The 13,793-nt window shown below is 66.6% G+C and carries 13 protein-coding genes; 10 read left to right on the forward strand and 3 right to left on the reverse strand.

All coding sequences use genetic code 11. The features are described from left to right. Nucleotides 1-143 precede the first annotated feature (143 nt). Both AC1DHX_RS07815 and AC1DHX_RS07820 read right to left on the reverse strand, forming a co-directional pair. Entirely contained in the window at nucleotides 144-626 is a 483-nt protein-coding gene (locus AC1DHX_RS07815; protein ID WP_476857098.1) for an SRPBCC family protein, read from the reverse strand. Beyond that, nucleotides 623-985 (reverse strand): ArsR/SmtB family transcription factor, encoded by a 363-nt coding sequence (locus tag AC1DHX_RS07820; protein WP_223914265.1) that lies wholly within the window; start codon nucleotides 983-985, stop codon nucleotides 623-625. Before AC1DHX_RS07820 ends, AC1DHX_RS07815 begins: the two co-directional genes overlap by 4 nt. 246 nt (nucleotides 986-1,231) lie before the next feature. On the opposite strand from AC1DHX_RS07820, the gene AC1DHX_RS07825 reads away from it, so the two are divergent. The 9 genes from AC1DHX_RS07825 to AC1DHX_RS07865 all read left to right on the forward strand — a co-directional run bounded on the left by AC1DHX_RS07825 (nucleotide 1,232) and on the right by AC1DHX_RS07865 (nucleotide 11,757). Beyond that, nucleotides 1,232-1,636 carry a tautomerase family protein gene (locus AC1DHX_RS07825; protein ID WP_223914264.1) on the forward strand — a complete coding sequence of 135 codons (405 nt, stop codon included), beginning with the start codon at nucleotides 1,232-1,234 and terminating at the stop codon, nucleotides 1,634-1,636. A 244-nt stretch (nucleotides 1,637-1,880) separates the two neighbouring features. Further along, nucleotides 1,881-2,882, forward strand: a complete 1,002-nt coding sequence (iolC, locus tag AC1DHX_RS07830; protein WP_223914263.1) for a 5-dehydro-2-deoxygluconokinase — start codon at nucleotides 1,881-1,883, stop codon at nucleotides 2,880-2,882. Further along, nucleotides 2,879-3,829: a Cgl0159 family (beta/alpha)8-fold protein gene (locus tag AC1DHX_RS07835; RefSeq protein WP_476860162.1), complete on the forward strand. Its 951-nt coding sequence runs from the start codon at nucleotides 2,879-2,881 to the stop codon at nucleotides 3,827-3,829. Before iolC ends, AC1DHX_RS07835 begins: the two co-directional genes overlap by 4 nt. 39 nt (nucleotides 3,830-3,868) lie before the next feature. Then, nucleotides 3,869-5,797 carry a 3D-(3,5/4)-trihydroxycyclohexane-1,2-dione acylhydrolase (decyclizing) gene (gene iolD, locus AC1DHX_RS07840; RefSeq protein ID WP_476860163.1) on the forward strand — a complete coding sequence of 643 codons (1,929 nt, stop codon included), beginning with the start codon at nucleotides 3,869-3,871 and terminating at the stop codon, nucleotides 5,795-5,797. A 48-nt stretch (nucleotides 5,798-5,845) separates the two neighbouring features. Then, complete coding sequence (locus AC1DHX_RS07845; protein ID WP_476851294.1) at nucleotides 5,846-7,354, forward strand: CoA-acylating methylmalonate-semialdehyde dehydrogenase; 1,509 nt, start codon at nucleotides 5,846-5,848, stop codon at nucleotides 7,352-7,354. Nucleotides 7,355-7,445: 91 nt separating this feature from the next. After that, entirely contained in the window at nucleotides 7,446-8,357 is a 912-nt protein-coding gene (locus tag AC1DHX_RS07850) for a sugar phosphate isomerase/epimerase family protein (RefSeq protein WP_476860164.1), read from the forward strand. Between the two features lie 16 nt (nucleotides 8,358-8,373). Next, complete coding sequence (locus AC1DHX_RS07855) at nucleotides 8,374-9,387, forward strand: Gfo/Idh/MocA family protein (RefSeq protein ID WP_476857103.1); 1,014 nt, start codon at nucleotides 8,374-8,376, stop codon at nucleotides 9,385-9,387. An 82-nt stretch (nucleotides 9,388-9,469) separates the two neighbouring features. Then, the gene (locus AC1DHX_RS07860) at nucleotides 9,470-10,345 is read left to right on the forward strand and encodes a sugar phosphate isomerase/epimerase family protein (RefSeq protein ID WP_476851295.1); all 876 of its coding nucleotides are present in this window, start codon (nucleotides 9,470-9,472) and stop codon (nucleotides 10,343-10,345) included. Beyond that, a complete protein-coding gene (locus AC1DHX_RS07865) occupies nucleotides 10,342-11,757 on the forward strand; it encodes a sugar porter family MFS transporter (RefSeq protein ID WP_476860165.1) in 1,416 nt (471 codons plus the stop codon). The genes AC1DHX_RS07860 and AC1DHX_RS07865 overlap by 4 nt, the downstream gene beginning before the upstream one ends. A 102-nt stretch (nucleotides 11,758-11,859) precedes the next feature. Here AC1DHX_RS07865 and AC1DHX_RS07870 read toward each other — a convergent pair whose 3' ends face one another. Beyond that, nucleotides 11,860-12,306, reverse strand: a complete 447-nt coding sequence (locus AC1DHX_RS07870) for a MarR family winged helix-turn-helix transcriptional regulator (RefSeq protein WP_476860175.1) — start codon at nucleotides 12,304-12,306, stop codon at nucleotides 11,860-11,862. A gap of 164 nt (nucleotides 12,307-12,470) precedes the next feature. Here AC1DHX_RS07870 and AC1DHX_RS07875 point away from each other — a divergent pair, with 164 nt between their 5' ends. Beyond that, nucleotides 12,471-13,748 (forward strand): MFS transporter, encoded by a 1,278-nt coding sequence (locus tag AC1DHX_RS07875; protein ID WP_476860166.1) that lies wholly within the window; start codon nucleotides 12,471-12,473, stop codon nucleotides 13,746-13,748. Nucleotides 13,749-13,793: the final 45 nt, after the last annotated feature.

Consider the following 13,793-nt stretch of genomic DNA (forward strand, 5'->3'; position numbering starts at 1 on the left):
AACGCGGGGTCACTTACGGCCCATTCCACTCGGTGGGATGGGCGCGGAGTGACCCCGCGTTGTTTCTTTAGGTACGACGGCGGCAGGCCATCTTCCCCGGGGAGGTGACCTGGCGCCGTCGTACTCATTAAGACCCCGAGGTCCTAGACCTTGGCCCCGCTGAGGACTTCCTCGAGCTGTTCGTAGGCTTCGGTCATGCCGCCCTCCATTCCGGACTGCGCCATGCCGTCGCGGGCCTCCATGCTGGGGTAGACCGCGTGGCCGCTGAGCCGCGAACGGCCGCCGCCCAAGTCCTCGAAGGTCAGGGACTCAATGCTCACCACGTCCGGGTAGCCATCGAATTCGAAGGTCTGGATGGCGAAATGATTCTCGCGGACAGTGTGGAAGACACCGGTGAAACCATAGGCGCTGCCGTCCGGCGCGGTGTGGGTGTAGCGGTAGCTGCCGCCGGTCCTGAAGTCGTAGTGGTCAACAGCCATAGTCAGCCGCCGCGGGCCAAGCCATTGGGCGACGAGCTCGGGATCCTTGTGCGCCCGGAACACCTCGGACACCGGAAAATCGAATTCACGCTCGAAATCGATGAACGGCAGACCCTCGGGGACGGTCAATTTCAGTGCGTTGCTCATGATGCATCCTTTGCCTGTGTGCCGCTCTGGGCGGCGCGGATTTCAAGCACGGCGTCAAGGCTGCGGAACTGCCCCTCGCGGACCAGCCGGTACTGGTCGATCCAGGCGGTGAGCGCTTCCAGCCGTGCAGGGTTCAGGTGCACGGGCCGGCGCTGGGCGTCACGGGTGCGCGTGACAAGTTGCGCCTGCTCGAGGACCTGGATGTGTTTCGAGACCGCCTGCTTGGTGATCGCGAAGGGCTCCGCCAGTTCATTGACGGTGGCCGGGCCCCGGCTGAGCCGGGCAATGATGCGGCGGCGGACCGGATCGGCGAGGGCCAGGAAGGCCGCGTCGAGCTCGCTGTCGTCGCTGGAATCCACTTGGTGTCCCCACCTCCCGTCCCGACCATGGATAATCAACCGCCTTGTTGATCAATCTCTAGGTTGTTAACGCTATCCCTGGGCTCCGGCCTGCGCAATACCCCAACGCGGGGTCACTTAGCGCCCATTCCGCACCCGAGGATGGGCGCTAAGTGACCCCGCGTTGCTGTGTGCTGTCACGGAATCCTTGCGCAGCTCCAAATTGCTTTGTTAGTATGTCAGGACAAACCAGTGAAGGAGATGCGAGTGCCTCTCGTACGAATTGACGTCAACCAGGGCCGCGGCGCGGAGCAGCTCCGCGGGCTCAGCCAGGGCATCCACAACGCGATCGTGGCCGAATTTGGCATTCCGGAGCGGGACTACTTCCACGTGCTGACCGAGCATCCCGAGGGGCAAATTGTCGCCCAGGATGCCGGGCTCGGCTTCGAGCGGACGCCGGACGTGGTGATGATCCAGATCTTCACCCAGGCCGGGCGAAGCCAGTCCGCCAAGCAGTCCTTGTTTGCCGCCATTGCGGACAGGCTGGCCGCCGCGGGGGTCGCCGGCGAGGACGTTTTCATCGGATATGTCGAGAACACCGCGGGGGACTGGTCGTTCGGTTTCGGGCAGGCCCAGTACGTCACCGGCGAACTCGGCGTTCCCGCCAGGTAAACACCAGGGTATTTCCGGCGCCTGCCCCGCCGCCGCGGCGCCGCGCGGGGCGTCATTTGAAGTCCCCGTGTCATGTTGTAAATATGTCAGTACAAACCTTTGACAGTACATGGATTCTAAGGCAAAGTAGTGGTTGTGGCCCGGCTCACGCCAGGCCCCAAAGCACCGAATAAGCACCGCAGAAACGCCGAAGCTCAGGCTGCGCAAAGGTATCGAGTCCACACCAGAAAGGTCCACGATCACCGTGACCCACGAACTGCTCACGATCGGGCGCATCAGTGTTGATATCTACCCGAACGACATCGGGGTGGATCTGGAGGATGTCACGTCCTTCGGAAAGTACCTTGGCGGATCCCCATCCAACGTAGCGGTCGCCGCTGCCCGCCATGGCCGCCGCACCGCCGTCATCACCCGCACCGGCGACGACGCCTTCGGCAAGTACCTGCACCGCGAACTGCGCAAATTCAACGTGGACGACTCCTTCGTCACGGCGGTCAAGGAATGGCCCACCGCCGTCACGTTCTGCGCCATCAAGCCGCCGGAGGACTTCCCGCTCTACTTCTATGGACGCTTCCCCACGGCACCAGACCTGCAGATCAAGGCCGAGGAACTGGACCTGGACGCCATCAGGGACGCCGGGATCTTCTGGTCCACCGTCACCGGACTCTGCCAGGAGCCCAGCCGCACCGCCCAGCTCACGGCCCACGAGGCACGGCCCCGCACCGGGCTCAAGGAAGGCCAGTTCACCATCCTGGACCTCGACTACCGGCCGATGTTCTGGGCCTCCGAGGAGGAAGCCCGGGAACAGGTCGCCAGGATCCTGCCGCACGTCACCGTCGCGATCGGCAACGACAAGGAATGCGCCGTCGCCGTCGGGGAGGGCACCCCGGACGAACAGGCGGACCGGCTGCTCGCGGCCGGCGTCGAAATCGCCGTCGTGAAGCTGGGCCCTGAAGGGGTCATGGCCAAGACCCGCACCGAGCGTGTGGTCTCCGCCCCGGTGCCCGTGGAAACCGTCAACGGCCTCGGTGCCGGCGACTCCTTCGGCGGGGCCTTCTGCCACGGCCTGCTCTCCGGCTGGCCCCTGGCCCAGGTCCTCGATTTCGCCAACGCCGCCGGCGCCCTCGTCGCCTCCCGCCTGTCCTGCGCCGACGCGATGCCGACGCCGGACGAAGTCACCGGCCTGCTCGCCGAACGCGGCCGGCTGCTGCCGGGTACCTACGCCACCGAAGGAGCAGCACTTTGAGTGCAAACCCAGCCGTCGCCACCCGTGGGGTGAACGATGATCCCCGCCGCTACGAGCACCTGAGCATTATCCGGCTCGAAGACCCGGAAGCGATTGCCCGCGCCGCCAAGGCACGGCGCCGCCACCCCGGTGTCAGGGCCCACCGGCAGAACTTCATTGTCGCCGCCGACCACCCGGCCCGCGGCGCGCTCGCCGTCGGAAACGATCCGGTGGCCATGGCCGACCGCCGCCAGCTCTTGGACCGCCTGCAGATCGCCCTGGCCAACCCGGACGTGGACGGTGTCCTCGCCTCGCCGGACATCATGGACGATCTGCTCCTGCTCGGCGCGCTCGAGGGCAAGCTGCTCTTCGGCTCGATGAACCGTGGCGGACTGTCCGGCCTGGTGAACGAATTCGATGACCGCTTTACCGGCCACACCGCGGCCGCGCTCGAGGCCCTGGGCGCCGACGGCGGCAAGATGCTGACCCGCATCTGCCTCGGCGACCCGGACACTGTCGCCACCCTCGAAGCGACCGCGAGGGCCATCGACTCCCTCTCCGAACGCAGGCTGATCGCCATGGTGGAACCGTTCCTCTCCGTCCGCGAAAAGGGGAAGGTCCGCAACGACCTCTCCACCAATGCCGTCATCAAGTCAGTCGCCATCGCCGAAGGCCTTGGCGCGAGCAGCGCCTACACCTGGATGAAGCTCCCCGTGGTGGCCGAGATGGAACGCGTCATGGCCTCCACCACGATGCCCACCGTGCTCCTTGGCGGAGACCCGGACGCTGGTCAGGACGAGGTGTTCGCCAGCTGGCAGACTGCCCTCGCATTGCCCGGCGTTCAGGGCCTCACCGTCGGCCGGACCCTGCTCTACCCGCAGGACGGCGACGTCGCCGGCGCCGTGGCAACCGCGGCCTCGCTGCTGCACCACACCGAATCCACCCGCACCAAAGAAGTATCGGAGTAGCTTCCCATGGGAATGAGCACGGCATCAGGAACACGCAGAATGACGGTCGCGCAGGCCGTCGTTGAATACCTGTCCAAGCAGTACACCGTCGATTCGGTCGGCGGCCAGGACTTCCGGGAACGCCTGATTCCGGGCACGTTCGGCATCTTCGGCCACGGCAATGTCGCCGGCGTCGGCCAGGCCCTCAAGCAGTTCCAGCAGCTCGATCCGACGATCATGCCGTACTACCAGGGCCGCAACGAACAGGCCCAGTCCCACCAGGCGGTCGGCTTCGCCCGCCACACCCGCCGCCGCCAGACCTTCGCGATCAGCACCTCGATCGGTCCGGGGTCCTCGAACCTGCTCACCGGCGCGGCGCTGGCCACCACCAACCGGCTGCCGGTCCTGCTGCTGCCGAGTGACACGTTCGCGACCCGCGCCGCCGACCCCGTGCTGCAACAGCTCGAACAGCCCTACGCCTACGACATCACCGTCAATGACGCATTCCGGCCGCTGTCGAAGTTTTTTGACCGCGTCTCCCGGCCAGAGCAGCTGTTTTCCGCGTTCCACCACGGACTCCGTGTCCTCACCGACCCGGCCGAGACCGGCGCCGTCACCATCTCGCTGCCCCAGGACGTCCAGGCCGAGGCCTTCGACGTGCCCGAGGAATTCCTGGCCGAACGCGAATGGCGGATCCGCCGCCCGGACGCCGACGACGAGGACATCCGCCGCGCCGCCGAGGCGATCCGCGCCGCCAAGCGCCCCCTGATCATCGCCGGCGGCGGCGTGCTCTACGCCTACGCCAACGAGGAACTCGCGAAGTTCGCCGAGCTGACCGGCATACCGGTCGGCAACACCCAGGCCGGCGTCGGCGTGCTGCCCTGGGACCACAAGTTCTCCCTCGGGGCCATCGGCTCCACCGGCACGACGGCGGCCAACGCCATCGCCGCCGAGGCCGACCTCATCATTGGGATCGGTACCCGCTACGAGGACTTCACCACTGCCTCCCGGACCGCGTTCCAGAACCCGGACGTGAAATTCCTCAACATCAACGTCGCCGCCCTCGACGCCTACAAGCACGGCACCTCACTGCCGATCGTGGCCGACGCCCGCAAGACCCTGGTCAAGCTGAACCAGGCCCTCGGCGGCTACCGCATCGGCGCGGACCTCGAGCAGCGGATCGCGGCCGAGAAGAAGCGCTGGGACGCCACCGTGGACGAGGCATTCAACACGCGGTTCACGCCGCTGCCGGCGCAGAACGAGATCATCGGCGCCACGAACCGCGCCATGGACGCCCAGGACGTCGTCATCTGCGCCGCCGGCTCACTCCCCGGTGACCTGCACAAGATGTGGCGCGTCCGGGACCCGTTCGGCTACCACGTCGAATACGCCTACTCCTGCATGGGCTACGAGATCCCGGGCGGCCTCGGGGTCAAGCGCGCCGCCCTGGCCGAAGCCGCCAAGGGCGGCACGCAGCGCGACGTCGTCGTCATGGTGGGGGACGGCTCCTATCTGATGATGCACACCGAACTCGTCACCGCCGTCGCCGAGCGGATCAAGCTGATCGTGGTCCTGATCCAGAACCACGGCTACGCCTCGATCGGTTCGCTTTCCGAGTCCCTCGGTTCCCAGCGCTTCGGCACCCAGTACCGGGCGCTGGATGAGGAACACCACAGCTTCGACGACGGCGACCGGCTCCCGGTCGACCTGGCCCTGAACGCCGAAAGCCTCGGCGTGAAGGTGATCCGGATCGAACCGGGGGAGAAGGTCATCGCCGAGCTCGAGCAGGCCATCCGGGACGCCAAAGCAGCCCCCGAACGCGGCGGCCCGATCGTCATCCACGTTGAATCCGACCCGCTGCTGGATGCCCCCAGCTCCGAGTCATGGTGGGACGTTCCGGTCTCCCAGGTCTCCGAGCTCGACTCCACGAAGCAGGCCTTCCAGACCTACACCGACCATAAGGCCCGCCAGCGCAAGCTGCTCGGCTGACCCCCCCTCATCACCACGAACAGCCACAGACCAAGGAAGTCCACCACTATGTCAACGACGACCGTCACCACCATCAGCCACTTCATCAACGGCGCCGAAACCGCCGGTGAGGGCACCCGCACCCAGCCCGTCTACAACCCGGCCACCGGCGCCGTCTCCGCGGAGCTGCGGCTGGCCAACCGGGAAGACCTGGACACCACCGTCGCCGCCGCCCGCGCTGCCGCCGATTCCTGGGGCGACATCTCCCTGGCCAAGCGCACCGCGGTGCTGTTCAAGTTCCGCGAACTCGTCGCCTCCCACGTGGACGAGCTCGCCGAACTGATCACCGCCGAACACGGCAAGGTCCTCTCCGACGCCAAGGGCGAGATCGGCCGCGGACTCGAGGTCATCGAGTTCGCCTGCGGCATCCCGCAGCTGCTCAAGGGCGACTACTCGGACCAGGTCTCCACCGGCATCGACGTCTTCTCCTTCCGCGAACCGCTCGGCGTCGTCGCCGGCATCACCCCGTTCAACTTCCCGGTCATGGTCCCGCTGTGGATGGCCCCGATGGCGATCGCCACCGGCAACGCCTTCATCCTCAAGCCCTCCGAGCGCGACCCCTCCGCCTCGATGCTGCTCGCCAAGCTGTGGAAGCAGGCCGGGCTGCCCGACGGCGTCTTCCAGGTCCTGCACGGCGACAAGGAAACGGTCGACGGCCTCCTGACCCACCCGGACGTGGACGGCATCTCCTTCGTCGGTTCCACCCCGATCGCGAAGTACGTCCACGAGACCGCCACCGCCCACGGCAAGCGCGTCCAGGCCCTGGGCGGGGCGAAGAACCACGCGATCATCCTGCCCGACGCCGACCTCGACAACGCTGCCGACCACCTGGCCGCCGCCGCCTTCGGCTCCGCCGGGGAACGTTGCATGGCCATCTCGGTCGCCGTCGCCGTCGGCGAAGCCGCCGACCTGCTGGTCAAGAAGGTCGAGGAGCGCGCCCTGGCCGTCAAGGTCAACAACGGCACCGTGCCCGACGCCGAAATGGGCCCGGTCATCACGCCGGCGTCCAAGGAACGCATCGTGAAGATCGTCACCGAAGCCGAAACCGCCGGCGCCGCGATGGTGGTGGACGGCCGCGACCTCGTGGTCCCCGGCCACGAAGACGGGTTCTGGGTCGGCCCGACCGTCCTGGACCACGTCACGGCCGGGATGACCGCCTACACCGAGGAAATCTTCGGCCCCGTCCTGGTCGTGGTCCGGGTGGAGGACCTCGACGCCGGCATCGCCCTGATCAACTCCAACCCCTACGGCAACGGCACCGCGATCTTCACCTCTTCCGGCGCCGCGGCCCGGAAGTTCCAGCGCTCCGTCACCGTGGGCATGATCGGCATCAACGTGCCGCTGCCCGTGCCGGTGGCGTACCACTCCTTCGGCGGCTGGAAGGCCTCGCTGTTCGGCGACAAGCACATCTACGGCCCCGAAGGCGTCTCCTTCTACACCCGCGGCAAGGTGGTCACCTCGCGCTGGCCCGAACCGACGCACGCCTCCGGCGCCTCCTACAACTTCCCGTCCAACTGACGCCTCGACTAACCACGATCGACTGCTCCGCAACCCCCGTTTTGAGCGTCCAAAACGGCACCTGCGGAGCACTCGATGAGAAGGAATGGAAATGACAGAGAACAAGCTGATCATCGGCACCGCGCCGGACTCCTGGGGCGTCTGGTTCCCGGATGACCCCCAGCAGACCCCGTGGGAACGCTTCCTCGACGAGGTCGCCGAATCCGGCTACAAGTGGATCGAACTTGGCCCCTATGGCTACCTCCCCACCGATCCGGCCCGTCTCGCCGAAGAGCTCAAGCAGCGCGACCTCAAGATCTCAGCCGGCACCGTGTTCACCGCATTCCACCGCGGGGCCCATCAGTACGACGAAGCCTGGGAGCCGGCCCGCAAGGTCGCCGAACTCACGGCAGCCATGGGAGGCGAACACATCGTGGTCATTCCCGCGATGTGGCGCGACGACGTCACCGGCGAGCCCGTCGAGAGCGGCACGCTCACCGAGAAGGCGTGGAGCGACCTGTTCTCCGGCCACAACCGCATGGGCAAGACCCTCTTGGAGGATTTCGGCCTGAAGCAGCAGTTCCACTCGCACGCCGACTCCCACGTCGGCGCGCAGGAGGACATCGAAACCCTGCTCGCGGCCACGGACCCGAAGTACCTCAACCTCTGCCTGGATACCGGCCACGCCGAATACTGCGGGGCCTCCAGCCTCGACCTGATCAAGAACTATCCGGACCGGATCGGCTACCTGCACCTCAAGCAGATCAACCCGGACATCCTCAAAAAGGTCAACGAGGAAAACATGACGTGGGCCGCCGCCAACCTGGCCGGCGTGATGACCGAGCCGCCGAACGGGCTGCCGGACCTGCGCGCCGTCATCGAAGCCGTGGAGGCGCTCAACCGGCCGATCTTTGGCATTGTGGAACAGGACATGTATCCCGTGGCCTTCGACGTCCCGATGCCGATCGCCAAGCGCACCCGGAACTACCTGCTCTCCTGCGGCTCCCGCACCGCCGTCAACTAGAACTGAGGACAAGATCATGACCAAGACCCTCCGCGTAGCTGTCATCGGCGCCGGCCGTATGGGCGCAGACCACATCCAGCGGCTCAACACCCGCATCCACGGCGCCGAAGTTGCCGCCGTCGTCGACGTCGACCTCGCCCGTGCCCAGGCCGCCATCGAAGGCATCCCCGGCGCCGTCGCCCTCGCCGACGCCGAGGAGGCCCTCAACAACGGCGACGTCAACGCCGTCCTGATCGCCACCCCCGGCTTCCTGCACGAGGACATCCTGCTCAAGGCGATCGCCAAGGACATCCCGATCCTCTGCGAGAAGCCGCTCACCCCGGATGCCGAATCCTCCTGGAAGATTGTCGAAGCCGAGCGGGAGCTGGGCCACAAGCGCATCCAGGTCGGCTTCATGCGCCGCTTCGACGCCGAATACGCCGCCCTCGGCAAAATCATCCGCGACTCCGAACTCGGTGAGCTGCTCATGCTGCACCACCAGCACCGGAACCCCACCACCCCGGCGGGCTTCACCAACGAGATGCTGATCAACGACTCCGTGGTCCACGAATTCGACGCCATCCGCTACTTCACCGGCGAGGAAATCACCTCGGTCCAGGTCCGCCTCGGCAAGGCCACACGGAACGCCCCGGCCGGTCAGCACGACCCGCAGCACGTCCTGATCGAGACCGAGTCCGGTGTCCTGGCCGACGTCGAGATCTACGTCAACGCGAAGTTCGGCTACGAGGTGGCCACCCAGGCCTCCTTCGAAGACGGCATCGTCAGCATCGGCGGCGACAAAGGCCCGTACACCCGCAGCAACGGCCGCTGGGGCGGCCACGTCACCCCCGGCTTCGAGGAACGCTTCGGGGCGGCGTACGACGTCGAAATCCAGTCCTGGGTGGACGCCGCCCTGCGCGATGAGATCGGCGGCCCCACCGCCTGGGACGGCTACGCCACGGCCGCCTGCTGCGAGGCCGGCGTCGAGGCGCAGAAGAACGGCGAAAAGGTCGCCGTGAAGCTCAACGCCAAGCCCGCCCTGTACCGCTAAAACCCCGCCGGCCGGCGCCTTCTACTGCAAAGAACGTGCCGGCCGGCCGCACGCCCGCCAGATCCACAATGGAGTGTTCACCGTGAAAATCGCCCTAGATCCCACGCCGTTCCACCACAGCCACGGACTCCTCGAGTTCCCGCGCGTGGTGGCCGACCTCGGCTACAAGTACATGCAGATGACCCCGCACGCCGATTTCATCCCCTTCTTCAACCACCCGAAGGCCGACGACGAGCTCGTGGGCAAGCTGAAGGCGGCCTGCAAGGACGCGGGAATCGAAATCGCGTCGGTGCTGCCCGTGCTGCGCTGGTCCGGCCCGGACGAGGACGCACGCGAGGCGGCCGTCCGCTACTGGAAACGCGCCATCCAGATCACCGTGGACCTGGGCGTTGGCACCATGAACACCGAATTCAGCGGCCGGCCGGAGAAGGCCGAAGAATCCGAGCGGGCCTTCTACCGCTCCATGGAGGAGCTGCTCCCCATCATCGAGCGGGAGGGGATCGACCTGCTGATCGATCCGCACCCGGACGACTTCGTCGAGGAGGGCCTGGCCGCGATCCGCGTGATCCGCGGGCTGAACTCGAAGAATGTTGGCCTGGTCTACGTGGCCTCGCACAGCTTCCACATGAAGAACGCACCGCTGGAGATCATGCGGGCCGCGGGCGACAAGCTGCGCCTGGTCCACGTGGCCGACACGATGGACCACCACGCCTCACACGGCCTGCGCTACATCACCAACCCGCCCGGCAACCCCGTCCGCGTGCACCAGCACCTGAAAATCGGCGACGGCGACGTCAACTGGGACGAGTTCTTCGGCGGCCTGCAGGAGATCGGCTTCCTGGACCGTGAAGATACGGTGATGGTCTCCAGCGTCTTCGCCGAGGACGACAACGCCGCGGACGTCTCCCGGTACCAGCTGGAGACCATGAAACAGCGCGTCGCGAAGGCGAGCCTATGACGGCGCCCGTCGCCGAGGTGACACGGCCCGTCAACCACAAACGGGCCCTCCGGACCGCGACGATCGTCTCCACTTTCGGCGGACTGCTCTTCGGCTACGACACCGGCGTGATCAACGGCGCTTTGCCGTACATGCAGGTGGACCTGGGCCTCACGCCACTGACCGAAGGGCTCGTGACCTCCTCGCTGCTGTTCGGGGCGGCCTTTGGCGCCCTCTTCGGCGGGCGCCTGGCGGACCGCCACGGCCGGCGCAAAATGATCATGGTGCTGGCCGTGGTGTTCCTCGCCGGCACCCTTGCGTGTACCTTCGCGCCGAACACGGAGGTGATGATCCTGGCACGCCTGATCCTCGGCCTGGCCGTGGGCGGGGCTTCGGTGACGGTGCCGGTGTACCTGGCCGAGGTCTCACCGAGTGCCCGGCGCGGACGAATTGTCACCCAAAACGAGCTGATGATCGTCACGGGCCAGCTGCTGGCCTTCATGTTCAACGCCTACCTCGGCAACAGCTTCGGCGAGGCCGGCGGGATCTGGCGCTGGATGCTGGTCATCGCAACCCTGCCGGCGGTCGCGCTCTGGGTCGGCATGAACTTCATGCCCGAAAGCCCGCGCTGGCTGGCATCGATGGGCAGCTTCGGCGAAACCCTCAGTGTGCTGCAGCGGATCCGCTCCCAGTCCGAGGCCAGGGCTGAATTTGAAGAAGTCAAGGCCATGGCCGTGGAGGACTACAAGGCCAAGATGGGCTCCTGGAAGGACCTCAGTGTTCCGTGGCTCCGGCACATCTTCGTGGTGGGGATCGGGCTCGCGGTCATCCAGCAGATCACGGGCGTCAACTCGATCATGTACTACGGCACGCAGATCCTCGCCGAGTCCGGATTCGGCCGCGAAGCGGCCCTCACGGCCAACATCGCCAACGGGGTCATCTCCGTTCTCGCCACGTTTCTGGGCATCTGGCTGCTGGGCAAAGTGGGACGGCGGAGGATGCTCATCACTGGCCAGCTCGGCACCACGACGGCGCTGTTCCTGATCGGCGTCTTCTCTCTCATCCTCCCCGAGGGCCCCGCCCGGGGCTTCGTTATCCTGGCCCTGACCGTGACATTCCTGGCCTTCCAGCAAGGTGCAATCTCACCGGTCACCTGGCTGATGCTCTCAGAGATCTTCCCGCTGAAGATCCGCGGCCTGGGCATGGGCGCCTCGGCCTTCGTGCTGTGGATCGTGAACTTCCTGGTTGGCTTCGGCTTCCCGCAGCTCCTCGCCGCGATCGGACTGTCCAGCACCTTCTTCGTCTTCGCTGTGCTCGGCGTCGGGGCCATCGCCTTTGCCGCGAAGTACATTCCGGAGACCAAGGACAAGAGCCTGGAGGACCTGGAACACTTCTTCAAACAGGCGGCCGCCAGGGAACCGGTCACCGTCTAGCCGCAGTCAAGAAAGCCCTGCACGCACAAGCCCCGCCCGGGATTCGTCCCCGGCGGGGCTTTCTGCGTACTTTCTGCGTACTCGCGCGAGGCGGTTGCCGCGCTAGGCCGCGTGCAGCCGGGGGAGGGCGTCGACCAGCGGCGCCAGTTCGGGGACCTCCTGGGCCTCGGCCAGCGCCCGCTCCAGCGTGGCGTCGTGGACCGGCCGGCTCTGCTCGAGCAGGGCGATGCCGCTGGGGGTGAGCTCGGTGTAAATTCCGCGGCGGTCATCCGCACACAGGATCCGGGTCAGCAGCCCGCGGTCCTCGAGCCGGTTGACCAGGCGCGTGGTGGCACTCGCGCTCAACGCCGTGGCACGGGCCAGCTGCTGCATCCGCATGTGCCAGCCGTCCTGCCGGCTCAGCGCGTCCAGCACGGTGTACTCCACGACCGAGAGCTGCGCCTCGGCCTGCAAGGACCGCTCCAGCTCGGCCTCGATCAGCCCGTGCAGGGCCGCCAGGGTCCGCCAGCCTTGCGCCCGGACCTCGACGGCGTCGTCCTTGATGCCCATCACGTGTTTCCCTTCAACTCGCGTGCCCGGCGGGGTGGTGACGGGCACATCAAATAATAGTTGCTTGCGCGCTGTATCTGCTTGTGCAAGAATAAATAACGCGTCTGCAACTACTAGCTTACGCGCCATACCCCATCCCGTACAGCTTTGTAAGGAGCACCTCCATGCCTGTTGGCCTGATAGCCCTCGCCCTCGGCGGGTTCGGCATCGGACTCACCGAGTTCGTCATCATGGGCCTGCTGCCGCAAGTGGCCGCAGACTTCCACGTCACCGAGGCGACCGCGGGCTGGCTCATCTCCGGCTACGCGCTCGCCGTCGTGGTCGGGGCGCTTGGCCTCACCGCGGCCGTGACGCGCTTCGAACGCAAGCCCGTGCTGGCGGTACTGATGGTGCTCTTCATCGCCGGCAACCTCGTCTCGGCGCTCGCGCCGGATTACTCGGTAATGATGATCGGCCGCATCATTGCCGCCCTCGCACATGGCGCGTTCTTCGGCATCGGCGCCGTCGTGGCCGCGAGCATGGTGGCGCCCACTAAGAAGGCGGGTGCGATCGCGATCATGTTCACCGGCCTGACGGCTGCGAATGTGCTCGGTGTCCCGTTCGGCACCATGCTGGGCCAGGCCGCGGGCTGGCGCTCCACGTTCTGGGCGATCACCGTGATCGGTGTCCTCGCCCTGGCCGGCATCCTCGCCCTGGTGCCCAGAACAGGTTCGGGAGATTCAGCCTCTGGTTCTGCCTCTGATTCTGCCGCTGGCGGTCTGCGCGGCGAGCTCCGTGCCTTCCGGTCCGGACAGGTCTGGCTCTCCATCCTCGTCACCATCCTTGGGTACGGCGGCATGTTCGGCGCCTTCACCTACATCGCCTTCACCCTCACCGAGGTCACCGGCTTCTCCGCCACCACGGTCCCTTGGCTGCTGATCCTCTTTGGCGTCGGGCTCTTCATCGGCAACACCGTGGGCGGCAAGGCGGCCGACAAGAATGTGGACCGCACCCTGCTGGTAGTGCTCGCCATTCTGGTGGTGGTGCTCGTGGTCTTCGCCCTGACCGCCGGCAACCAGCCGTTGACCATCGCCTCCATGGTGTTGCTGGGCGGCTTCGGCTTCGCCACGGTTCCGGGACTGCAGATGCGCGTCATGAAATACGCCAGCAGCGCTCCCACCCTGGCCTCCGGCGCCAACATCGGCGCATTCAACGTCGGCAATGCCCTGGGCGCCTGGCTGGGCGGCGTCACCATCACCGCCGGCCTCGGCTACACCTCGCCCATCTGGGCCGGCGCCGGGATCACCCTGTTGGGCCTGGCAGTGATGGCGTTCGCCGCGGCTCACGCAAAGAAGCACGACGCCGACCTGCCGGGAACCGGCGGATCAACCGTGCCCGCCGTTGCAGCGGCGGAAACCAGCACAGACCTTCCGGTCACCGAGGCTGCAGCCGTTGCCCGCTGACCGCCCGACCACAACAGACCGCCCGACCACAACTGACCGCTCGAA

This window comes from Arthrobacter sp. 05N33_2, from assembly GCF_056397425.1.

What these genes read in the sequence shown, in the direction of transcription:
- AC1DHX_RS07845 (WP_476851294.1), top strand. Translation starts at nt 5,846, where the DNA reads ATGTCAACGACGACCGTCACCACCATCAGCCACTTCATCAACGGCGCC.
- AC1DHX_RS07875 (WP_476860166.1), top strand. Translation starts at nt 12,471, where the DNA reads ATGCCTGTTGGCCTGATAGCCCTCGCCCTCGGCGGGTTCGGCATCGGA.
- iolD (WP_476860163.1), top strand. Translation starts at nt 3,869, where the DNA reads ATGACGGTCGCGCAGGCCGTCGTTGAATACCTGTCCAAGCAGTACACC.
- AC1DHX_RS07855 (WP_476857103.1), top strand. Translation starts at nt 8,374, where the DNA reads ATGACCAAGACCCTCCGCGTAGCTGTCATCGGCGCCGGCCGTATGGGC.
- AC1DHX_RS07850 (WP_476860164.1), top strand. Translation starts at nt 7,446, where the DNA reads ATGACAGAGAACAAGCTGATCATCGGCACCGCGCCGGACTCCTGGGGC.
- AC1DHX_RS07870 (WP_476860175.1), bottom strand. Translation starts at nt 12,306, where the DNA reads ATGGGCATCAAGGACGACGCCGTCGAGGTCCGGGCGCAAGGCTGGCGG.
- AC1DHX_RS07865 (WP_476860165.1), top strand. Translation starts at nt 10,342, where the DNA reads ATGACGGCGCCCGTCGCCGAGGTGACACGGCCCGTCAACCACAAACGG.
- AC1DHX_RS07815 (WP_476857098.1), bottom strand. Translation starts at nt 626, where the DNA reads ATGAGCAACGCACTGAAATTGACCGTCCCCGAGGGTCTGCCGTTCATC.